23 protein-coding genes are annotated in these 21,467 nt (G+C 35.8%); 11 read left to right on the top strand and 12 right to left on the bottom strand.

Going from position 1 to position 21,467, the window contains the following annotated elements:
* Positions 1-11: 11 nt before the first annotated feature.
* Genes EDD70_RS03270 through EDD70_RS14875 form a run of 8 tightly spaced genes read left to right on the top strand, consistent with a single transcriptional unit; the run spans position 12 to position 6,883 of the window.
* Positions 12-1,421 (top strand): nickel-dependent hydrogenase large subunit, encoded by a 1,410-nt coding sequence (locus EDD70_RS03270; protein WP_092753052.1) that lies wholly within the window; start codon positions 12-14, stop codon positions 1,419-1,421.
* Positions 1,418-1,885: a hydrogenase maturation protease gene (locus EDD70_RS03265; protein WP_162840834.1), complete on the top strand. Its 468-nt coding sequence runs from the start codon at positions 1,418-1,420 to the stop codon at positions 1,883-1,885. Before EDD70_RS03270 ends, EDD70_RS03265 begins: the two co-directional genes overlap by 4 nt.
* A complete protein-coding gene (locus EDD70_RS03260; RefSeq protein WP_092753056.1) occupies positions 1,878-2,135 on the top strand; it encodes a hypothetical protein in 258 nt (85 codons plus the stop codon). The genes EDD70_RS03265 and EDD70_RS03260 overlap by 8 nt, the downstream gene beginning before the upstream one ends.
* On the top strand, positions 2,128-4,428 hold the full coding sequence (hypF, locus tag EDD70_RS03255; protein ID WP_162840835.1) for a carbamoyltransferase HypF: 2,301 nt from the start codon (positions 2,128-2,130) through the stop codon (positions 4,426-4,428). Before EDD70_RS03260 ends, hypF begins: the two co-directional genes overlap by 8 nt.
* The gene (locus tag EDD70_RS03250) at positions 4,391-4,612 is read left to right on the top strand and encodes a HypC/HybG/HupF family hydrogenase formation chaperone (RefSeq protein WP_092753060.1); all 222 of its coding nucleotides are present in this window, start codon (positions 4,391-4,393) and stop codon (positions 4,610-4,612) included. The genes hypF and EDD70_RS03250 overlap by 38 nt, the downstream gene beginning before the upstream one ends.
* Positions 4,609-5,700, top strand: a complete 1,092-nt coding sequence (gene hypD, locus EDD70_RS03245; RefSeq protein WP_092753062.1) for a hydrogenase formation protein HypD — start codon at positions 4,609-4,611, stop codon at positions 5,698-5,700. Before EDD70_RS03250 ends, hypD begins: the two co-directional genes overlap by 4 nt.
* Positions 5,693-6,691 (top strand): hydrogenase expression/formation protein HypE, encoded by a 999-nt coding sequence (gene hypE / locus EDD70_RS03240; protein WP_092753064.1) that lies wholly within the window; start codon positions 5,693-5,695, stop codon positions 6,689-6,691. The genes hypD and hypE overlap by 8 nt, the downstream gene beginning before the upstream one ends.
* A gap of 39 nt (positions 6,692-6,730) precedes the next feature.
* Positions 6,731-6,883, top strand: coding sequence for a hypothetical protein (locus tag EDD70_RS14875; protein WP_162840836.1), 153 nt, complete (start codon positions 6,731-6,733; stop codon positions 6,881-6,883).
* A gap of 224 nt (positions 6,884-7,107) precedes the next feature.
* Here the strand turns inward: EDD70_RS14875 and EDD70_RS03235 are convergent, their stop codons facing one another.
* The 3 genes from EDD70_RS03235 to EDD70_RS03225 all read right to left on the bottom strand — a co-directional run bounded on the left by EDD70_RS03235 (position 7,108) and on the right by EDD70_RS03225 (position 8,942).
* Entirely contained in the window at positions 7,108-7,524 is a 417-nt protein-coding gene (locus EDD70_RS03235; RefSeq protein ID WP_123811008.1) for a hypothetical protein, read from the bottom strand.
* Between the two features lie 60 nt (positions 7,525-7,584).
* Complete coding sequence (locus tag EDD70_RS03230) at positions 7,585-7,965, bottom strand: nucleotidyltransferase domain-containing protein (RefSeq protein ID WP_092753068.1); 381 nt, start codon at positions 7,963-7,965, stop codon at positions 7,585-7,587.
* 581 nt (positions 7,966-8,546) lie between these two features.
* Positions 8,547-8,942 (bottom strand): RidA family protein, encoded by a 396-nt coding sequence (locus EDD70_RS03225; protein ID WP_092753072.1) that lies wholly within the window; start codon positions 8,940-8,942, stop codon positions 8,547-8,549.
* 715 nt (positions 8,943-9,657) lie between these two features.
* Here EDD70_RS03225 and EDD70_RS03220 point away from each other — a divergent pair.
* Positions 9,658-10,158, top strand: coding sequence for a dihydrofolate reductase family protein (locus tag EDD70_RS03220; RefSeq protein ID WP_341465116.1), 501 nt, complete (start codon positions 9,658-9,660; stop codon positions 10,156-10,158).
* Positions 10,159-10,560: 402 nt separating this feature from the next.
* On the opposite strand, the gene EDD70_RS03215 is transcribed toward EDD70_RS03220, so the two are convergent.
* From EDD70_RS03215 to EDD70_RS03195, 5 genes are all read right to left on the bottom strand, one after another.
* Positions 10,561-11,271 (bottom strand): MgtC/SapB family protein, encoded by a 711-nt coding sequence (locus EDD70_RS03215; RefSeq protein ID WP_092753076.1) that lies wholly within the window; start codon positions 11,269-11,271, stop codon positions 10,561-10,563.
* A gap of 173 nt (positions 11,272-11,444) precedes the next feature.
* On the bottom strand, positions 11,445-12,281 hold the full coding sequence (locus tag EDD70_RS03210) for a carbohydrate ABC transporter permease (RefSeq protein WP_092753078.1): 837 nt from the start codon (positions 12,279-12,281) through the stop codon (positions 11,445-11,447).
* 6 nt (positions 12,282-12,287) lie between these two features.
* A complete protein-coding gene (locus tag EDD70_RS03205; RefSeq protein WP_092753080.1) occupies positions 12,288-13,163 on the bottom strand; it encodes a carbohydrate ABC transporter permease in 876 nt (291 codons plus the stop codon).
* Positions 13,164-13,220: 57 nt separating this feature from the next.
* The gene (locus EDD70_RS03200) at positions 13,221-14,504 is read right to left on the bottom strand and encodes an ABC transporter substrate-binding protein (RefSeq protein WP_092753082.1); all 1,284 of its coding nucleotides are present in this window, start codon (positions 14,502-14,504) and stop codon (positions 13,221-13,223) included.
* Complete coding sequence (locus EDD70_RS03195) at positions 14,501-15,352, bottom strand: glycerophosphodiester phosphodiesterase family protein (RefSeq protein WP_092753084.1); 852 nt, start codon at positions 15,350-15,352, stop codon at positions 14,501-14,503. Before EDD70_RS03195 ends, EDD70_RS03200 begins: the two co-directional genes overlap by 4 nt.
* Positions 15,353-15,616: 264 nt before the next feature.
* Between EDD70_RS03195 and EDD70_RS03190 the strand changes: the two genes are divergently transcribed.
* The gene (locus EDD70_RS03190) at positions 15,617-17,806 is read left to right on the top strand and encodes an extracellular solute-binding protein (protein ID WP_092753086.1); all 2,190 of its coding nucleotides are present in this window, start codon (positions 15,617-15,619) and stop codon (positions 17,804-17,806) included.
* Positions 17,807-17,924: 118 nt separating this feature from the next.
* Positions 17,925-18,170: a hypothetical protein gene (locus EDD70_RS03185; RefSeq protein ID WP_123811007.1), complete on the top strand. Its 246-nt coding sequence runs from the start codon at positions 17,925-17,927 to the stop codon at positions 18,168-18,170.
* A 267-nt stretch (positions 18,171-18,437) separates the two neighbouring features.
* Here EDD70_RS03185 and EDD70_RS03180 read toward each other — a convergent pair whose 3' ends face one another.
* From EDD70_RS03180 to EDD70_RS03165, 4 genes are all read right to left on the bottom strand, one after another.
* Positions 18,438-18,866 carry a VOC family protein gene (locus EDD70_RS03180; RefSeq protein WP_092753090.1) on the bottom strand — a complete coding sequence of 143 codons (429 nt, stop codon included), beginning with the start codon at positions 18,864-18,866 and terminating at the stop codon, positions 18,438-18,440.
* 164 nt (positions 18,867-19,030) lie between these two features.
* Positions 19,031-19,591, bottom strand: a complete 561-nt coding sequence (locus EDD70_RS03175) for an alpha-amylase family protein (protein WP_092753092.1) — start codon at positions 19,589-19,591, stop codon at positions 19,031-19,033.
* A gap of 441 nt (positions 19,592-20,032) precedes the next feature.
* The gene (locus EDD70_RS03170) at positions 20,033-20,485 is read right to left on the bottom strand and encodes a hypothetical protein (RefSeq protein ID WP_092753094.1); all 453 of its coding nucleotides are present in this window, start codon (positions 20,483-20,485) and stop codon (positions 20,033-20,035) included.
* 29 nt (positions 20,486-20,514) lie between these two features.
* Positions 20,515-21,456, bottom strand: a complete 942-nt coding sequence (locus EDD70_RS03165; RefSeq protein WP_092753096.1) for a hypothetical protein — start codon at positions 21,454-21,456, stop codon at positions 20,515-20,517.
* Positions 21,457-21,467 lie beyond the last annotated feature (11 nt).

The raw sequence follows: 21,467 nt of genomic DNA, 5'->3' as shown, positions 1-21,467 counted from the left end.
GGCGAAAAACAATGCAGAGAATTAAAATTAGTCCGGTTACCCGAATCAGCGGGTTTATGGAAATAGACGCAATGATTGATAAAAACACCATAATAGACGCGAAAACAGAAGGTTTGCTTTTCAGAGGATTTGAAAAAATGCTTGAAGGAAGAAGTCCTTTCGATGCGGTATATTTTACACAGCGAATATGTGGAATTTGTTCAACCGCTCATTCTATCGCATCTACACTGGCCTTAGAAAATGCTATGGGCATTATTCCTTCTCAGCAAGGTAGATATTTGAGAGATATAATTCATGGGTGTGAGTTCCTTCAAAATCACATTAGGCACTTTTATCAGTATACGGCCCCCGATTTTATAAGGTTACCTGAAGGAAACACACTTTTTGAAACGGACCATAATGATTTTAGGTTGCCAAAACAAAAAAACGATTTGATTGTACAGCATTATTTTGATTCTCTCAAATACAGCAGAAATGCACATGAAATGCTGGCAATTTTAGGCGGAAAAGCTCCACATAATCACGGAGTTTTTATTGGTGGAATTACTACACAAGCAACACCAGAAAAAATAAAGCAACTGTGTTTTCTCCTAAATAATATTAGAGATTTTATCTGTAAAAAAATGATACCAGATGCTTATACAATCGCTGGATACTATAAAGAGTACTTCAAAATTGGACGAGGTTATGGAAATCTTTTAAGTTATGGTTGCTTTAACGGATATGAAAAGTTGGGAACCCTTTTTGTTAATCCTTCAGCATACAGTGACGGCAAAATTATGAAACTTGATCCAACAGAAATTACTGAAAATATTTATTCATCATGGTACGTAGCAAATTCTGATACATATACTCCCTATCAAACAATTGCTGAACCAAGCATGAAAAAGGACGATGCTTACTCATGGGTAAAAGCACCAAGGTATAGAGAGCTTCCTTATGAGGTTGGCCCGTTAGCAAGAATGTGGCTATCTGGTGATTATAGAAACGGAATATCTACTATGGATAGAACTTTGGCAAGAGTTTTGGAAGCAAAAAAAATAGCAGATATTATGTTTACACTGCTTAGTAATCTTATTCCCGGTGTTTCTGTCCAAAAAGAATATAAAGCCCCACAAAATGCTCAAGGTGCAGGTTTGATTGATACTACACGGGGTGCTTTAGGTCATTGGATTAAAATAGAAGATAGTGTCATATCCCTTTATCAAATTATTACACCGTCTGCATGGAATCTTTCAACAAGAAGCGAAGATAATTTACCGGGGCCGGGTGAAAAAGCATTGATTGGCACAATAATAAAAGATTATGATAATCCAGTGGAGATAGGAAGAACCATACGCTCATTTGATCCATGTATTTCTTGCGCTACTCATGTTTACTCAAATGGCAATTTAATCAAAACAATGCAGGTGGTGCCATGATGAAACGAATCGTTGTAATAGGCATTGGAAGCGTAATTATGCGTGATGATGGAATTGGCTCAAAGGTTGTCGAAACAATTGAGGATAACCTTCATACACATAATATTAATTCAATAGTTGGAGAAACAGACTTTCAATGCTGTTTTGATGAAATTAAGCCAGATGATTTTTTAATTATAATAGACGCTATGACTCAAGGAAAAGACCCCGGATGTATTGAGATAATGTGTCTTGTTGACGCATTAAAAAACCGTAGAAAACTACGAACACAACATGAATTCAGCCTGTTAGACTTAATTGAATTGCATTATCCGGAAATAGAAGGTTACTTTATTGGCATTGAAGCAGCCGAAATAGGATTTGGCTTTGAATTTAGTGATCCTTTGCAAAAATGCTATGTGCAAATTTGTGAATCCGTATTAAACACTATATTAAATATAAAGGAGGAAATGGAACGTGCATGATACACATTTGATAGAGAAAATATATCAATCTATTGTTACTCTTTGTAAGCAAAATTCAATTGTTAAAATAAATGAAATAAATATAGAAGTTGACGAAGGCAGCCATATTGATGGACCACATCTTTTATCTCATTTAAAAGATAGGGACAGCGAGATGTTCGGCGACTGGACAGTAATAAACGTTGAACGTAAGCCATATGCAAAACTTACAGCAGTTATAAAAAGTATAGACGGTGATGGTTGTGAGTGATGTAAATAGATATATTATTACTCTAACTGGAATTGTTCAGGGAGTTGGATTTCGACCTTTTGTATTTAGAGTTGCAAATCGTTTGCACCTTAATGGATGGGTGGAAAATGGGGGTTCAAGAGTTATAGTAGATGTTGAGGGAAAAGAAGATAGTATCAAAGAATTTATTCATATTCTGCAAAATGAATATCCAAGTAATGCTACTATTACAGACTTTCAAATAAAATCTCAACAACTTTTTGGATACACCGATTTTTCAATAAAAACTAGTGATGCTGAGGAAAATACAGCAAATTTCTTGCCAGCTGATATAGCAGTATGCAAAAGTTGTATAAAAGAATTTAATACGTTAGGCAACAATCGATTTCAATATCCTTTTATAAGCTGCACAAATTGTGGACCAAGATATTCTATTATAAGTAGCCTGCCGTATGACAGAGAAACTACTTCTATGTCTGAATTTAAAATGTGCTCACAATGTATAAGTGAATATTGTACCCCGAGAAATAGACGATTTCATGCTCAAACAAATTGCTGCTCTGATTGCGGGCCAGTGCTGAAACTGTTGGATGCCCATGGAAATACAGTAGATTCATCTGATTGTGTAAAGCTTGCCAGGCAGTTGATTTGTCGAGGTAAAATTCTTGCGGTGAAAGGAATTGGAGGATATCACCTATGTTGCAATGCAAAAGATTTGACTGCTGTGCAAAGACTTAGAAGGCTAAAACATAGACCGCATAAACCATTGGCAGTAATGGCTCGTAATATAGAATCAATTAATAAGATTTGTGAAGTATCAAAACAAGAAAAAGAAATTTTAACAGGAAGTAAAAAGCCAATCTTATTGCTCCAAAAAAAATCACCAGAGTATTTACCTCAAGATATTGCACCAAATCAAAAAAGGCTTGGAATTATGCTTCCCTATGCCCCACTTCAGTTTCTCCTTTTTTCCGATGAAACAAACTATCTTGTTATGACTAGTGGTAATATCAGCGGTTCTCCAATTTGTTATCAAGATGACGTTGCCGTAAGTTCTCTTAGTCATGTTGCAGATTATTTTTTAGTACACAATCGTGAAATTATTGTACCAGTGGATGATGCAGTTGTAAAAGTTGCAGATGGCTACGAGATACTTGTTCGGTGTGGACGTGGTTACGCTCCTTTGATAATACCAATAGAAGCTAAAAGTAGGGTTTTGGCAGTTGGAGCTGAGCAAAAATGCTCTTTATGTATTACTGAAAATGGCTATGCCACAGTAAGTCAATACATAGGAAACCTAAATGAATATCAAACTTATAAAGTTTTTAATAAGCAAATTAAGCATTTTGAAAGTTTGTTTCGTTACTGTCCAGACATTTATGCGTATGATCTTAATGCGGATTATCTTTCTACACGCTATGCAAAAGAACAAGTTGGTAAAAAAATTGCAATTCAGCATCATCATGCACATATGGCTGGCTGTATGGCTGAAAACAAATTGTCAAATAAGGCGATAGGTGTTATATACGACGGAACGGGGCTGGGTACAGATGATGCGATTTGGGGTGGAGAGTTTTTTGTTGGCTCTTTTTCTGGATTTAAAAGAGTGGGTCATCTAAAATATGTAACCCTTCAAGGAGGCGATAGTGTAGTAAGGGAACCATGGAGGTGTGCATTATCCTATCTGTTAGCTCTTGATATTGATCCACAAGAATTTTTACCACAAATTAATTTATTAGCAATAGAAATGGTTAAGTCTGCAATTAAGAATAAAATTAAGTGTTTTAAATCGTCCAGCATGGGGAGATTTTTTGACTGTGTTGCGGCTCTATGTGGTTTTGAAACACAAATCACTTATGATGCGCAAGCTGCAATTGAATTAGAAAGTATTGTTGATAAAGAAATTTATGATTTTTATAAATATTCTATTATTAATACCGAAGATGGTTTTGTACTAGGGTATGAACATATTTTAAATGAAATTTTAAGAGATATAAGAAAACAAGAACAAAAGTCCATTATATCAACAAAGTTTCATAACACTTTGATTGAATCTACCGCTGAATGTGTATGTAAAATCCGTGAAAAAACAGAAATAAAGGATATTGTACTAAGTGGTGGAGTTTTTGAAAATATATATTTACTAGAACGACTCGCTTCTAAACTTAGAAATTTAAAGTTTAATGTTTATTATAATCGGTTGACACCTTCGAATGACGGTGGAATATCTTTTGGACAGGCGGTGGCTGCCGGTTCTATTTTAAAGGAGAATCATTATGTGTCTTGCGGTTCCAGCAAAAGTAATCAACATTGATAGTTCTCATGCTGAGGTAGATATAATGGGAGTTCATAAAGAAGTCAACATTTTGCTAATTGATAATCCAAGGGTTGGAGATAAAGTTATGGTGCATGCAGGATTTGCAATTAATAAAATTGATGATGAGTATTATAATTTTCTTAGAGACACTCTTCAAAATATGCTGAGGGATATACCATGACGCAAGAAGATAAAATATTAATTGGTAAAGCTGTTGCACAAATTAATAAATCTATCACAAACGATATTCGTATTATGGAAATTTGCGGCACACACACATATCAAATAGCCAGATTTGGAATTAGAAAACTTCTTTCTCCAAAAATTCACCTTGTTTCAGGACCCGGTTGCCCAGTTTGCGTAACTGAGCCTGGCTATATTGACACATTAATAAAGCTTTTAGAATATGAAGATGTTGTTGTAGCTACATTTGGAGATCTATTGAGAGTTCGCGGCTCGTATGGCAGCTTGGAAGAACAGCTGGCTTTTGGTAAAAAAGTAATAACAGTTTATTCTCCGGAAAATGTACTTGATATAGCAAAAAAACGTAAAAATGAAAATATTGTATTTGCAGCAGTTGGGTTTGAAACGACAGCACCTTTGTATGCTGCCCTTATTAAAATGACTCGCAAAGAAAGAATAAATAATTTGTTTTTACTAACATCGATAAAGCAAATGAAGCCAGTAATTAGATTTATACTTGGAAAAGACAACGTTAATGTTGATGGTATGCTTTGTCCCGGTCATGTTGCAGCCATAACCGGCACAGCCCCTTTTTTACCGATAACCACAGATTACAATATACCTGCAGTCATATGTGGGTTTGAGGCAATGGACATTATTGCATCTATTAGTATTTTATGTAGGCAAATTACAGGAGAAATTCCTGTTCAATTCATGAATACATATAAGAGATGTGTATGTGACACAGGAAATAGGCTCGCACTTGATCTTATAAATGAAGTGTTTGAGATATCTGACGTAAATTGGAGAGGCATAGGAATGATAAAAGATTCCAGTCTAATATTAAACAGAAACTATAAAGAGTACGATGCTTTGATAAAATTTGGCATTAAAATGCAATCAAGTTCTAATCTTTTTCCTAAAGAATGTGAATGTGGGAAAGTACTTATTGGAGAGAAAACTCCCGATATGTGTGTGAATTTCGCATGTAAATGTACTCCTGAACATCCAATAGGTCCATGTATGATTTCATCAGAGGGAGCATGTGCATCGTATTATAGATATGGAGGTTATAGCCTTGGATAAACGAATTACACTTCGACACGGTGATGGAGGTCTACAGACAAATAAGCTGATTAGAAATATTTTTTATAAGCATTTTGACAATGAAATTCTTACTGGATATCAAGATTCTGCTATTTTTCAAATGGAAGCAGGACGGCTTGCTTATACTACAGATAGCTTTGTTGTAAAGCCAATCTTTTTTCCAGGCGGAGATATTGGAAAACTTGCCGTATGTGGGACAGTCAACGATTTGGCAGCAGCTGGAGCAGTTCCCCTATATCTGAGTGCGGGTTTTGTTATTGAGGAAGGGTTTGAAATCGAAAAACTGGATATGATTGCGAAATCCATGAGTGATATATGTAAAAAGGTAGGAGCAAAAATTGTAGCTGGGGATACAAAGGTTGTAGAAAAGGGATTAGTGGACGGTGTATATATCAATACCTCTGGTATAGGAAGAGTACATGAGTTCTTCAATCCAAGGCACATTACTTCAGGTGATGAAATTATACTTACAGGCACCATAGGAGAACATGGAACTACTATTTTACTTGAAAGAAATGACCTTAGGTTACAAGGAGATTTTAAAAGCGACTGCAACCCGCTTTCAGAAATTATTTATGAACTTGGTGATAGCATCAAATATGTTAAGCTTATGCGAGACCCTACACGTGGAGGTGTTGCAAATGCACTTTGTGAAATATCTGAAAGTCACAATATTGGAGCAATAATCGAAGAAGAAAAATTACAAATAAGATCAGCTGTAAAATCTGTTCATGAACTTTTAGGGACAGACCCTTTATACTTTGCCAGCGAAGGCAGGATGATACTTGTTGTTGAAAAAGGCTTTGGTACAAACATTCTTAATATGATTAATACATTAGACAATTGTCATAACTCTCGAATAATTGGAAAATTCGACAAGTCATACAGCAAGGTCTGTCTTAGAACATCGCTCGGAGGAGAACGAATACTAACTATGCTAGAAAACCAAATGATATCGAGAATCTGCTGATTACTAATTTTATATTTTTATTTAAATGAGGAATATATTATGGCATGTTTCTTAGCGCCAACAGTTGAAGCTATTGTAGTGACTATTCTTAAGGAAAGTGTAAAAAAAGAAATATCAAGGATTAAATTAAAATCTAATTCTACAATTATTGACAATCAATCTAAAACAGGTTTTTCTTGGAGTACCCTATAAAAATATTTTTTTCTTGAGTAAGCAATAACATATTTTTCTCCTTTCAATACAATCACAGTGTTTTGTTCGCAGGAATGCCCTACGATTATACAAAGGAAAAACTATATAAAATAAACTGTACTTTTTGATGTAAACATAACAGTTCCTCATATACAACAGAAGATTTTACAATTTTCCGTTTCCTTTCTTTAATTTATTAATGGTTAGACCAGACTCTGTGTATGTTATGACAGAGTATTGGCCTGTATATAGTGATTGAGCAAGTCATATTGTTGCTGAACTTTATCAAAGCTTGAAGCAATACTTTCTTGAGTGAGGTTATACAGTGCAGCTTCTACATCCTGTGCAAACCCTTTTGGAATGTATGCATCTTTTTGTTGCTGAAGTCTTTGCAGGCAACCTTTTTCATTTAGCATATATAACTCATTTATGGCATACAAAACTTGCAGTAAACTAATCCAGCAACGAAATAGCGAACCGGCGGCGTAGAGAACGTCTCCTTTTTGAATGGATTTTTTTCCGCAAAGCAGAGAAAATTCACACTCCCACATAAACTTTACGATTGCTGCCTTTTGATAAATTGGCGGAAAGGATTTTAGGCTATTTTTTTGTTTCTGAATCAACTGATTATTGCTGTTCAATATTTTACAGTATACGACCTCGCCCATATAGATAGAGTTGACAAAGCCAAATGGATGACCTCATTGATAGTCAATTGTGATGTTTCCTTCCACACAATCTTCAATAACGGCAATAACATTTTTGGTCTCTCGAAAAAGAATATCTACTGCCATGTCATCTATTTTCAGCCAGCCGCCTCCATTGATCCATGTGCCCCAATCTCCGGGACGTGTTATAGCATCTTGGCGATGTTCATCATCAAGCAAAATAGCTTTTTGTCGAAAGGTTATAAAATCAAAGGTGAAAGAATCATAATATATTCCGATATCAATATCGGAATCCTTTCCAGAGGTTTCTGTTGCACGAGAACCTCCTAAGACAATTGCATCAACTCCCGTTACTCCAATAAGAGAATGGGTGATTTTTTCTAAGATATATTCAACTTTCTTGTTATTAAGCATTATAATTTCTCCTTTTTATTGATCAATTTTCCGAATGGATGATATCGTCATGGCTAATGCACCTATAAGGCATATAAGAATGCCGGTAATGGTAAACCAATGCTGAATCCCTATCTTGTCAGCAAAAACACCGGATAGGATTAGTCCAAGCGGCATAGCAAAGGAATTCAGACTACTAAGCAGTCCAAATATACGTCCTAGAAATTCGGATGAAATTTTACTTTGAATTAATGCAGTCTGCACCCCTGCATAGAAAGGGGCAGAAAACCCCATAAGCAAGCTACACTAAGCAAAAATCACAAATGAGCTTTGCGGCAATAAGCCTGATATGGTAATGGAAGCCCCCATCATGAAAATAGAACTTATGATACTGACTGCACGATTTCGGAATCCTCCCCACACACCAAGAAGTGTTCTTCATGTAAATATTAGTGATGAATAAATCAAGAAATAGTTATTATAAATATGTTGACTGCATATTGATCTATTTTATAGGCATGAAAAATGTCCTCAACGTTTTTTAAAACATTGAGGACATTTTTTAATAATAAAATATTTCTATATACGAGTATAGGATAAAATTATTTTGCTGCCCATATTTCAATTTCTAATTTTATCTCTTCTAACCCTAATGCAGTTACATAAGCGACAGTCATTGAAGGGGAAGGCTTACCAAAAAAGCCATTATATACTTTATCAAAGTAATCCCAGTCAATTTCTTCTGTCGACCATATATTAACCTTAATAACATTATCCGGTGTTAAACCGATACTCTTTAATAGGTTTGATATATTTAAAAATGTATTATCTACTTGTTGATTGAATTCTTCAGGAAGATTTCCATCTAAATCTGCTCCAATTTGACCAGAAAATGTGTAAAATGTTGCATTGGGCTCTATTTTTGTTACGTGAGAATAATTGCCTACTGCTCTGCTTACTTTTGAAGAATCTAATCTAACAACTACATTATTATTCATAATATAAAATCCTTTCTGTATTGGGATAAAATAATTTCTACCACTATATATTGTTTATGATATATAGTTATCCATTGATAGAAATCTATTTATAGAAAACAGAAATACAATGTTCGTTATTTTCATTGTTCCTATAATGTAAACATTCTTTCATTTCAACACCTCCTACGACACAGTATATATATTAAAGTAGGTTTCGTCAATAAATTATACACAGATTTATATAAATCAATCAATTTCAGGTTTTGCAGAAATTTAGAAATACATTCTGCATGCATACCTCAAAGTTATTGTTGACATTGACGGTTTATAGGAAAATACATCTATGTTTAAAGCGCAAAAGGATGGCGAAATATGGTCAGTGTAAAAAAGCAAGGGCTAAACAAAAGATGTTGTGGTTTTGGAGCAATTTTGAGGCTTAAAAACAGGCAAAAAAGTGTGAATTTCGGCTTGTTCTTTGCCGTTTTCATAAGTGACAAAGAATTTTAGAATTCATGCTTGAATTCCTCATAATTGGAAGATAAAATGATTATAGAAACATAAACAAACAGGAGTTTATCAAATACTCATAATTGATGTATATAGTAAATGATCATTTTGCAAATAAAGTAAAAATGCTAACTGTATTTACTTTGATTTGTAATTTAATATGATTACTATGTGCACGTATTAGAAAGGGTTTAAAATGAGTGTGTTTTTTTATGGCTGCATAACTATGGATGGCTATCTTGCTGATAAAAACCATAATTTGGACTGGCTTTATCAGGCTGGAACAATAGAAGAAACCGATTATGAAAGTTTCTATAAAAGTATGGATATTACTATCATGGGTAAAAGGACGTTTAATGAAATTCAAAATATGCAGAATATAGATAGTTTTTATCCGTCTACGAAAAACTATGTTTTTACACATGCTGAAAGCTTACCCATTAAGGGGTTTATTCCTATTAATTGTGATATTGTAGAGTTTGTTAAACAAATAGAAAAGGATAAAAACATTTGGATTATTGGAGGAAACACATTAGTTGCTCCTTTATTAGATAATGATATGATAGATAATATGATAATACAGATTGCACCTGTGTTATTAGGGATGGGAATACCATTATTTTCACAGAAAGAAGCATTAAAGCGATTTTACCTGAAAGAAGTAAAAAAATACGGGCAGTTTGCAGAATTAATTTATGCTCAATTGAAAAAGCAGGTTTTAGACTAAGTATATAAAGGTTTTTTTGACAAAGGAGGATGCAGTAAGCAGGGCTTTCTCCAAGGGGGTACCGGTCTTTTTGACCACTCAAGGCACGCGAAAACGATAATAGCAACGACAAAAAGTTGAGCTTTAAAATATAGATAGCTATAAACTTATAGAGTTACACTTTACAAATTATATGTAAATGGAAATAGACTAAACCTTAGGTCAACTTATAACCTACAGACTTAGCCTATTTTTATTTCCAGAATTAAAGATATAATGTCAGAACTATCTATGTACGGCACAAGGTTACAAGAATTCGAACAGATGACGATATTCGTGCCTAATTTTACTAGGTGGGGAAAGGACGGATCGTATTAAAAGAGTTTTCGTTCAGCGAAGAAGAAATATTTATAATTAAAAGCGTTAAACCTCTTCCACCATTTCTACGCTGGGATTTTCACTTAGAAATAGAAGGATCGAATTACGCTGACTTGAATTTTTTAAATATAAATTCAATAATACAGATACTCCGCGCTCAATTTTTTTCTTATATCCCTTATCTTGCCGTGCAACCTGAACATCGTTAATTTTACAGCCCTGCTTTTTTACAGTCTTTATAATCTCCCCTATGCAGTGCAATTCATTTGTTTCAAAATATATATCCATTACTTTTGAATGCCTGTTAACAAGTTCTTCTACTCTGCTTATAACAATAAATATAAACAGTACGCCAAACAGCATTAATAAAGCACCAGAAACATAACCTATACCGATTGCCAACCCAATACAAGCCGAGCACCAAATACTGGCGGCTGTAGTTAACCCTTTTACTTTGTTGTTGCCGGTTAAAATAATAGTTCCTGCACCTAAAAATCCAATTCCGCTAATTACTTGTGCGCCCAAGCGTGCAACATCATTAGAGCCTCCAAATTCATTAAAAATAAATTGCCCTGTCATCATTACAAGTGCCGATGCCATACACACTAATGAATGCGTTTTTATTCCGGCAGGTCTTCCCTTTCTGCCTCGTTCCCAACCAATTACAATCCCTGCCAACATCGAAAAAAGTACCCTGACGGCACTTGAAACAATCGACAGTTCTGTAAGATTCCATAATTTTTCAATCGTTTCCACTCGGTTCTCCTTCTCGTTATATAATATTTTCTATTTTTTTATAACGCAGCCCCTCTTCTTATCAAGAAGAGGGGCTGCGTCTTTAGCGTCTCTATACTATATTTCATTTTTACAATTTTATGAATAATACATAAATAAAGCTTTCTAGCTATCTCGAATTTGTGAAACGGTTTTTATTCTTTTACACCGCCTTCCATAATGCCTCCTAAGATATTTTTCTGGAAGATGAGAACCATGACCATAAGCGGTAAAATAGTAATGATACCCGCAGCAGCAACCGTACCAAACGGTATAGTATGGGTTGTTTGATATAACGTTAAGCCCACAACAACCGTTCTGTAATTTTCAAATTGGTTTAGCACCTGCGACAGCAAGAATCTATTCCAAGCACCAATAAATACTAATATGCTGATTGAGAAAATACCTGCCTTCATCAATGGTAAAAGAATGCGTACAAATATTTGGAACATGTTCGCACCATCAAGCTGTGCGCTTTCTTCAATAGAAGGTTGTACATTTTTGAACATTGCTGTAAGAAACCAAATTGTCATTGGCAAATCTAAAACAGATACAATTAGCGCTAACCCAAAGTGTGTATTTAATAGCCCCAATTCGCTGTACATTTTAAAAATGGGGTTAATTAGGGTGATGGTTGGCAGCAATGAAATTGCCAAAACCATGATTAGAAATGTCTTTTTAAAACGGATTTGGGTTCTTGCCAATGCATAGGATGCCATACAGCCAACTGCAATACATATCAAAACAGCAATTATTGTGGTAATAAAACTATTCAATATATAACGCAATAACGGCTGCCTTTGAAAGGCATCGATATAATTTTGCAAATTAAACCCAGATGGGAAGAATTTTGGCGGAATAGAGTTTAACTCTTTTTTTGTCATAAAAGAAGCAGATAGCATATAGAGCAGAGGATAAATCATGACAAACAAATAGCCTATTAAAAAACAAGGATATATTATTTTGCCGACAGCATTTTTATTTTTTTTCATGAATTATCACCCCACCCTAGATTTTAGGCTATCAGTAAAGAACATGCTGATACCAACCGAAAGAATAAGCATTATAACAGAAATAGCTGCACCATAACCAATATTGCCGTAAGTAAAATAAGTATTAACCGCATACATAGATACTGTTTCGGTTTTCCCTGCCGGACCGCCATTTGTCATTGCAACAATCAAATCGTAAACGCGTGTTGCAGAAATAATTCTAAACAGAATGGTTACCATCATGGTTGGTTTAATGAGAGGTATTGTAATATGAAAGAACTGTTTTATTTTGCTTGCTCCATCAATTTCAGCTGCTTCGTAGTATTCGGGAGCAATTGTTACCAGCCCTGCCAATAAAAGCAATGACATATACGGTGTTGCCTTCCAAATATCCGCAATTAAAACAGCTAGCTTTGCAGTTGCTTCTTTACCAAGCCAACTAAACGGTGCATCTAATAGCCCAAGTGTTGTACTAATGTAATTTACTAACCCGTTCTGAGAGAAAAACTGCGTCCATACAATGCCAGAAACAATCGTAGGGATTGCCCACGGAACCAAAACTGCGGTTCTAATGGCACCTTGCCCCGGAATTTTCTTCTTCATAAGCAGCGCAAGTCCCATTCCGATAATTAACTCCAAACCAACAGATACAATAGTAAACGCTAAAGTCCAAATTGTTGTATCCCAGAAGTGTCGGTCTTTAAAGGCTTTCATATAGTTTTCAAACCCAACAAATTTGGCACCCTGCGCTGCGGTTTGAATTCTGATTTCAAAAAAGCTATCTATAACCGTTCTGATAGTAGGATACAAAATCAAAACAGCGATTAGCAGTATACTGGGGAGTAATAACATATACCCCATTCTTGTTTTTTTGCGTTCCATGGTTCATCCTCCTATTATTTAGCAGCAGAATAAAACCTGCTGCAAGAACAAAAGCCGCTAATTAAGCAAAGCGTCAATTTGTTGTTTGATGTTTGCTGCGCTTTGTTCAGGAGTTGTCAGCCCGGAGATTACACTGTGAATTTCCAATTGCATAATGCCGGAAAGCTCTGCATAATAAGGGCTTTGCGGTCTGGGCCTTGCTTGCTCCAACACAGGGATAAACTTCGGCAGATATGGCGTAAGTTCAAGCACAGCTTTATCTTCATACATAGATTTAATCGTTGGTACAATTCTGGTAATTTCGTTTGCAAGAACCTGACTTTCGTAGCTTGCGCGGAATTTTGCAAAACGTACCGCTGCATCTTTGTTTTTGGAGTACTCAGAAACCATAACACCCCAGCCGCCTAAAGTACCGTTTCCGGGCAGTGCTGCAATTTCCATTTTGCCTGCTGCAGCGGATGCCTCTTTATCATTAAACGGCGCATATCCACTTAACCAATCACGTGTAAAAATAGCGTTACCTGCAGTGACAACAGCACGAGATTCTGCAGTACCAAAGGTTTCAATGCCATCAACAGTCATATTTTCTGTTTTCATCATGTTTTGCATCATAGCTAAAGTTGCTGTCATTTTGCTTTCATCAATAATGCTTTTTCCATTTTCATCTACAATGTTACCGCCGTTTGCCCAGTAAATTTCAATGGCTACACAAGCAAGGCTTTCTGCTTGCTTCCAGTAAGAGCTATAACCGCGAAGGTCTTTGTTGCCTTCTTTTTTAAGAATTTCACTTGCGGTTTGCAGCATTTCATCCCATGTTTTAGGGGCGCTTTTGCCATACTTCTCAAGCAGATCAGAACGATAGTACAGCGCGCCTGTATCTGCCATAAACGGGAGACCATAAGTTTTGCCCTGCATTTGGAATGCACTTAACGGGCCAGCTAAATAACCATTTAGTTCATCTGGTTTCAAATAATCATCTAAAGGAATTACCCAGCCTGCCGACACAAAAATTGGGGGCCAAACAACATCTCCTGCAAATACATCTATCGAATCATCGCCCGATTGCAGTACCGTGCTGATTGTTTTCAAACGGTCACCGGATGAGTCAGGTAATTCTACATAATTTACTTTTACATCCGAATTTTGTTTTTCAAAATTTGCGACGATGGTAGATTCTACGCCTTTATCATCAGGGCGGCCATAATAGTTGATGGTAACTACACTGTTACCCTTATTATCTGAGCTGCTTTCGCTCGAACCGGTTTGTTTGCCCTTGCCGCATGCTGTTACTAAGTTGATTAGCAGTGCCGAAGCAAAAATAATAGCTAGACATTTTTTCATATTTTTTCTCCCTTTCCATAGTTGTTCTTAATGTATTGGCTTAAATGCAGAGGCCAGTCTGTTTGAATAATGTCAAATCCTTTGTCGATTATCCACCCCCAACCCTTGTCCATATTTTGTAATATAGACGTATTGTCATCATGTCCTGCAGAAAGATAGGTCGTATCATCCAGCGTAATTGCATTTGCCCATGCCAGTAAACCCTCATTATGTAAGTTATCTATAAAGCTATTTGTTACAAGCGGGCTTTCTTCTGTGTTAAATATAATTTCTGTGCCAATTAAATTAACCGCATAATTTTTTGCCGTCTCAAGCTGCCCTTCTCTGCGTATAATCGGCATATACATCAATTCTGCGCCAATATTCTGCAACACTTGCAGCAGTTCTTTTTCGGGTGCACTTTTTAAAATAATTTGGTCGGGCATATTGTGGCGTTTTAAAAGTTTAATGGTATCTTCCCAAAACCACCAGCTTCTGTCGATATTAATAAGACAGCGGTTTTTAAAATGTTCTAGAATATCATCCAATCGGTTAATTTTTTCTGAAACAAACTCTTGCGTACAATTTGTAAATTTGCATGCTTCTATTTCGGCAGTCGTCATTTCCTTTAAGTTTTTTTCAATTCTCAACAGCCCGGGTTCTTGTCCCGTATGAAATGCAAAAAAATCACCATCTGTTGATTGAACGACGTCTACTTCGATAATATGTGCTCCGCTTAATAGCGATGTTTCATAAGCGCCGATTGTATTTTGAATGATGTTGCCGCCCCATGTACCTCGATGTGCTGCTATTAAAACTTTTTTGTCTTGTATTGTTTGTAGTAATCTATCGTTTTTAATTTGTTTCAAGTCCTACACTCCTTTTCTGTTGCTTCATTGTAATTTAAAAATTGAAACGTGTCAATATTTTTTGTATAATTTGATTTGAATTTTTGCAGAAGCAACAGTTTTGTTGTTTGGTTTTTGTTAATATCAACAACTAGATAGGAAAACTATTGAATTTATATCTTAATACTATTATAATTTCAATAAGAAAATAAGCAGTTAAAATCGTATTATGTGTTTTAAAAGGGCTTTACTTAAAAAATTATAATGTTTCAATTTGGAGGTCTTATGCCAACTATTAAAGATATTGCCAAACTTGCCGGTGTTTCGCAGGGGACTGTTTCGAACGTGCTAAACGGAAAAAGCAATGTTAGCAGCAAAAAAATTCAGCTTGTAGAAAAGACCGCATTAGAACTTGGTTATACAATTAATGAACGTGCAAAATTGTTAAGAAAAGGCAGCTCTCAAATACTGGCAGTAATTCTGCCCAATATCTTATTTAAACCTTATGTCGACTTTTTTATGAGCTTTAAAGCGCATGCCGAAAGCCATGGCTATTCTGTGCTGCAGTATATTACCAACGATAACCCCAACTTGGAAAAAGACATGATCGTGCAAATTAAATCTGCTTTAGTTGCCGGCATTGCTACAATATCATGTCTGGCAGATGCTCCAACATACTATTTTGAAAACGTTTTTCCTCCACACACTGTATTATTCGTAGAACGCAAGCCAAATACAGATTGTTGCTACATTGGTTTTGATTATAAAAAATGTGGGCATGATTTGGCAATTCAAGCGCTTAATAAAAATTACAGTTCGGTTTCGCTATTAACTGGGAATCTTACTTTTTCTAATGAGCTTGAAATTTACCAAGCATTTTGCGAAAGTATACAAAAAAACGGCTCTTGCCGCTTTACACATATCCAAACAGATATGCGGCGTAAGAGCCAAAATACTTTACAATTATTTAATTCTGCTGCCCCGTTAAATGCAATTTTCATTTCAAATTATGGGTTTGCAGAAACGGTTAAAGATATTTGGAAAAATTTTTACAGCGACGTAAAATTGTCTTTGTATACAGTTTCTCCTGTGTTTACAATGCCTGAAAATGATTTTAAAAAATATGAATTAAACTATCGCCTTTTGGGAAAAGAATCTGCAAGTCAGCTTTTATTGCAAATAGAAGATAGTACATCTTCTTGCACAAAAATTTTAAATAATTATGGCTTTCGCGATTGGTTTGATAAGTGCCTGCTGATTAAACCTGCACCCGAAAGCATTAATGTTTTAACTCTGGACAGCCCCGAAGCTTCTATCATGCAAAATTTGTCTCCCCTATATACAGCTGCAACAGGTACTAACATAAACATTGCTGTTTTTTCTTACGAAGAACTGCATGATATTATTTCGAACTTGGGCAATCACCCGATTTATGATGTGATTCGGCTTGATGTTACATGGCTATCTTGGTTTGCCAACCAAATATTATTCCCCCTTGAAGATATTGACCCGAACATTAACTCTCTTTCCAATCGATATCTGGATGGAGTACTGCAATCTTATTCCATCGTAAATAATAAAATCTTTGCACTTCCCACTACACCAAGTATTCAGTTACTGTTTTATCGTACTGATTTATTTGACAGTGTAATTTTAAAGCGTATGTTTCAAGAACAATACAAGCGCCCGCTCGCCCCTCCTACAACATTTGATGAATTCAATAAAATTTCACGGTTTTTTACTAAACGATACAATCCCGCTTCGCCTGTTGAATATGGGGCGACACTTACTTTAGGTAGTTCCGGTGTTGCTTGTTCAGAGTTTTTAGCTAGATTTTTCAGCCATTGCAAAAGCCTTTTTGATGACAACGGAAATTTACTTTTAAATACCCCTGAAGCAGAGCAATCGTTGAATGAGTTAATTGAACTCAAAACATTTTCTAAACCGCAATATAATAATTGGTGGAAAGATACTGCCGCAGAATTCTCGCAAGGCAATGCCGCCATGGCGATTCTCTACAGCAACTATGCATCCGATTTATTAAAACATTCATCAAAAATAATAGGCAACATAGGCTGTACATTTGTACCGGGCAACAACCCCGTACTGGGTGGAGGAACTTTAGGTGTTTCTAAATACAGCGAAAAAGCAGATGCTGCACTTTCTTTTATAAAATGGGTATGCAGCGAGCCCGTTTCGTCGGCTGCCACTTTATTGGGCAGTGTTTCAGCATGCAAACAAACTTACGAAAATTATGAATTAATTGATGCTTTCCCATGGTTAGAGCTTGTAAAAAGCGGATTTTCACTATCGAAACACTATCGGGCACATCAGGCTTTTCCGTGCACATTAGATGAACGTCAATTAATGAATATCATTGGCAAAGCCGTTAAAAATGCGTATTGTAATGCCACAACATCGAAAGAAGCTCTTAAAATTGCACAACAAGAATATGCCCAGATTGTAAAATGGTAAGACGAAATAATTATTATGTAAGGGTCCATGGCGGTGGAAAAAAGAGCGCTTATATCCTATATTAGGTACAGAACAATACAATTCTGAATTAATAGAAAAATCTGAAATACTAAAACACTTGCTTGAAAACTATAACGATGGACGTAGAAAGAGCTTTTTTAGTATAGCTGTAAACCTTTTAAATTTGCATGATTTGAAAAATATTATAGAACAAATTAATTCAAAAACTGCATGTGAAAACTTAGTGTTAAAAGAAAAAGCAAATGTTGCAGTAACAGTTTTTCAAACTGCTGCAGAACAGAAAAATATTGTCTTAAAGCCAATAAAAAGCGTACAAAGAAGTAATATATTTCAGCAAAAATAAAGCACCCAATTTAATTAACAATTAACTAGGCAAGTGTGTAGGTGTTAAGTTGACCTAAGACTTAGCCTAGTTTTTTATGCCTAACACGAATTGAAAACACTGATAATAATATCAAAACCGGTTGCGGTGCAATAGCAAGGTATATTGCAAAGAGCGTTTTCTCTACACTGCTTTCCAGATGACGTAGCTTTCAACAGCACTTAAATGCCTTTCAGAATGATGTGTGGTAACTTCATCCTATCAACTTTTTACAATAGCCGCTCTCTTTTACAACGCTTCAGCACTGTCGTGAGTAAATTGCCAGCCGATACCGAACTTATCAGTTATAGAACCGTACCAGTCGCTCCAAAATGTCTCTTGAAGCTCCATGCCTACTTGTCCGCCATCGTCCTTTAGGCGGTTAAATATGTGAGTTATTTCCTCCTTGTTCTTTGTGCTGTATGCCAGGCTAAAATTATTACCTAGAGTAACGGGCATTCCCGGCAGGCAATCAGAGAACATGACATCCTGCCCGTTAATGCTTAAGCATGTGTGCATAATATAATTTTTTTCTTTCTCAGACATATGAAAGTCTGATTCATTATGGAATTGTGCGAACGTTAGGATGTTTGGTTTTTGGCAGCCTAAAACTTCTGCATAATATTCTACCGCTTGACGACAGTTGCCGTTGAATCTGATATACATGCTCAATGACATTGAAAACACTCCTTTAATTTGTGATAGGATAAGCGTAGCATACAAGCGTTGACAGCAGTATGTCATCATTTTATAATAAAGCCAAGTTTTTTTATTAAGTGACTGATACAGCGTGAAAATGAATAAGCTTATCTCTATTATTATGTTGCTCTTAGAGCGCAAAACTATACGCGCCACCGAGCTTGCCCGAACGCGTTTGAGGTATCTAAATGTACAAGTTTACGCGGCATCGAAATTATGTTGGGGAGTCGTGCGAGTACCTTAAGCTGCAAGCCGTAAGTGAAAAGTTCGTTTTGCATTCTGTAACAGTGTTTATAAGAAGTATAACACCCCAGCATCGAAAGGCTGTAAAAAACAATGTGTTGCTGCGGTATTAGGCGGTCTGCAATTCGCGGCTGATCGTGATTTTCTAAAATAATGCAAAGAAAGCCTTTATCTTCAGCATCATCTTGTTTTGCAAAAACGCGGCGGCGAATTTCCTCCATCATTTTGCTCGCCTGAGGCGCCCACTGCGGATCACTTAGATTAAAGCGTATATGGCTAAAATCAAATATTGTGGAGAAATAACCGTCCTCCCCAATAGAGTCGCTTAATTCGTCAGGGCGAACACCATCAATTTCTGCAATTGTAAAACGACCAGCGGGTTGAAAGCAACGCATCTTCAGCTCATTTAAAAATACATTCAGCCCCTCTGCATTGCAGTAGTACGGAAATCCATCCGCCAAGCCGTGTCCGCACCATCCAGCGGCAAAATACCGCAGCTATAGTCTTTTTTCAGGTGGCCGATGGGATCAATACGAAAACCTGCCAATCCACGCTCCATCCGAAAAAATTACGTTAGATGTTTCGCTTGTAGAAAGGCAGTCCGTCGGCAAGGTGAATACAAACAATTTTTAAACTTTGCTGTTACGTGCGGCAATTTCAGCGGCTTATCCCGATATGAATAAAAAAATAAAACAGGTGGCTAAAGGTGAGTAGTCATAAAGACAACTTGTGAACCGAGGGTCAAGGCAAACTGAATACGATAAAAAGATACCCATACAAAGCTAAATTTGCAATGTATGGGTATCTTTTATAATAATTTCATTGAGTTAATATGTAATTTCTCGATTGCATATCCCGAAGTACTTAAAATATAGTTTAAGTGCGTAGTAAAAAGCAAATAGTTAATCTTTTAGCTTTGAGATTATAAAAATCAAACGCTTAATACACCATGCAAAAAATATAATACCAATAATTAGTGTGGCTATTTCTACCTGTATCAGTATTTGTTTTATATTATAAGTAAAATCGATAAAAAGCAAGATGAAAGCAGAAATAATTGTTATAACATTTGATATCATCCCTATAAACGCAGAACGATAAAGATTATCCAGATAATTGTTATTCCATAACCGTTTTATGCGTTCTTTGTCAATGGCGGAAATCAAAATACTAATCCCTGTAAACAGAAATCCTCCAATTATTGCTGACATTGAAATCGCATTATAATGGAAATCAGGTGCCAATAATTCTATCTGTTTAGTATCAAAGTAAGAACAATGAAAGAGGGATAAAGAAATTCCAACAGACAAAATTAGAACCATACCTAATTTTAGCCAATTTTTTAATTTGGTCATATCCATCACCTCTCTCACAAACACAGAAATTATATTCTGCTATATCTAAGCAATTCTTCCTTATATTGATCATATGTTCGAACAAGAGCATCTTTAAAGTTATCCAACGAAAGTAATCCTTCGTCATCTTGTCCCAGAACAACTGTTTTAGTAAAGTTATATTGTAGCAGATCGTATGACTGAGATTTTTCGTCTGCATCTTTAACGTTGGCAGACAACCCCTTTAAGTTATCTCCATGTTTTAACTTAATTGCCCCGATGAGTTCAGCAAGCTTATTGCTTGATGAAAACAGGTTCTTATTTCTCTTTCCAACTATTTTATAAGTTGCTATTTTAGTTTTCACATTGCGGATTGCGTCAAAATTCTCTGCATTTAATCCAATATCGCTAAGTATCTGATCTTCAGGTACAGCAACTGAAACAGAAACTTTACTGATAATATTTTTATGGACGAGAATTTGTAATATATCGTTTGTCATGATTGCTGCAAGAGAGGTAGAAATTTTTTCCTCTTGCAAGAGGTTTTGATCAAAAAGGTTTCGAATAGCAGAAATTCTTGGAGCGCCATTGATACCAATATAACTGACAATCCCTGTTAGGAAGTCAATTAAACAAAATGTAAACAGTTCCAACAACTGGCTCTCACTCATGGGCACATCAGAAGTTTCTAATGTTTCACGATCACGGAGAGCAACCGTATTAGACGGATTTTGTTGACCTATTTTAATAAAGGCGCGATGTTCCTCAAAGTTCATAACTTCAATTACATATTGACTACTGGATACATTTATGTTTTTTGCATGATTGCCATTAGAAAGCTGTTGCATTTTATCGTCGTAAATTTCTCTGAATTTTTCTTCGATTTCATTGTTTGTTAACTGACTTTTCTGAACAGTATGGCTTCCTTCTATAAAAACGCTCTTTTCCAGAGAAAGTCGGTAAAACGAAACTTTTCTTGTTTTACTCGCCATATGTATACTAT

This window comes from Hydrogenoanaerobacterium saccharovorans (assembly GCF_003814745.1).
GTDB lineage: Bacteria > Bacillota > Clostridia > Oscillospirales > Ruminococcaceae > Hydrogenoanaerobacterium > Hydrogenoanaerobacterium saccharovorans.
Note: the sequence above shows the minus strand (reverse complement) of the source record. Positions and strands in the feature narration are given on the sequence as shown.

What these genes read in the sequence shown, in the direction of transcription:
- EDD70_RS03270 (WP_092753052.1), top strand. Translation starts at nt 12, where the DNA reads ATGCAGAGAATTAAAATTAGTCCGGTTACCCGAATCAGCGGGTTTATG.
- EDD70_RS03265 (WP_162840834.1), top strand. Translation starts at nt 1,418, where the DNA reads ATGATGAAACGAATCGTTGTAATAGGCATTGGAAGCGTAATTATGCGT.
- EDD70_RS03250 (WP_092753060.1), top strand. Translation starts at nt 4,391, where the DNA reads ATGTGTCTTGCGGTTCCAGCAAAAGTAATCAACATTGATAGTTCTCAT.
- hypD (WP_092753062.1), top strand. Translation starts at nt 4,609, where the DNA reads ATGACGCAAGAAGATAAAATATTAATTGGTAAAGCTGTTGCACAAATT.
- EDD70_RS14875 (WP_162840836.1), top strand. Translation starts at nt 6,731, where the DNA reads ATGGCATGTTTCTTAGCGCCAACAGTTGAAGCTATTGTAGTGACTATT.
- EDD70_RS03230 (WP_092753068.1), bottom strand. Translation starts at nt 7,965, where the DNA reads ATGCTTAATAACAAGAAAGTTGAATATATCTTAGAAAAAATCACCCAT.
- EDD70_RS03225 (WP_092753072.1), bottom strand. Translation starts at nt 8,942, where the DNA reads ATGAATAATAATGTAGTTGTTAGATTAGATTCTTCAAAAGTAAGCAGA.
- EDD70_RS03220 (WP_341465116.1), top strand. Translation starts at nt 9,658, where the DNA reads ATGGATGGCTATCTTGCTGATAAAAACCATAATTTGGACTGGCTTTAT.
- EDD70_RS03210 (WP_092753078.1), bottom strand. Translation starts at nt 12,281, where the DNA reads ATGAAAAAAAATAAAAATGCTGTCGGCAAAATAATATATCCTTGTTTT.
- EDD70_RS03205 (WP_092753080.1), bottom strand. Translation starts at nt 13,163, where the DNA reads ATGGAACGCAAAAAAACAAGAATGGGGTATATGTTATTACTCCCCAGT.
- EDD70_RS03200 (WP_092753082.1), bottom strand. Translation starts at nt 14,504, where the DNA reads ATGAAAAAATGTCTAGCTATTATTTTTGCTTCGGCACTGCTAATCAAC.
- EDD70_RS03190 (WP_092753086.1), top strand. Translation starts at nt 15,617, where the DNA reads ATGCCAACTATTAAAGATATTGCCAAACTTGCCGGTGTTTCGCAGGGG.
- EDD70_RS03180 (WP_092753090.1), bottom strand. Translation starts at nt 18,866, where the DNA reads ATGTCATTGAGCATGTATATCAGATTCAACGGCAACTGTCGTCAAGCG.
- EDD70_RS03170 (WP_092753094.1), bottom strand. Translation starts at nt 20,485, where the DNA reads ATGACCAAATTAAAAAATTGGCTAAAATTAGGTATGGTTCTAATTTTG.
- EDD70_RS03165 (WP_092753096.1), bottom strand. Translation starts at nt 21,456, where the DNA reads ATGGCGAGTAAAACAAGAAAAGTTTCGTTTTACCGACTTTCTCTGGAA.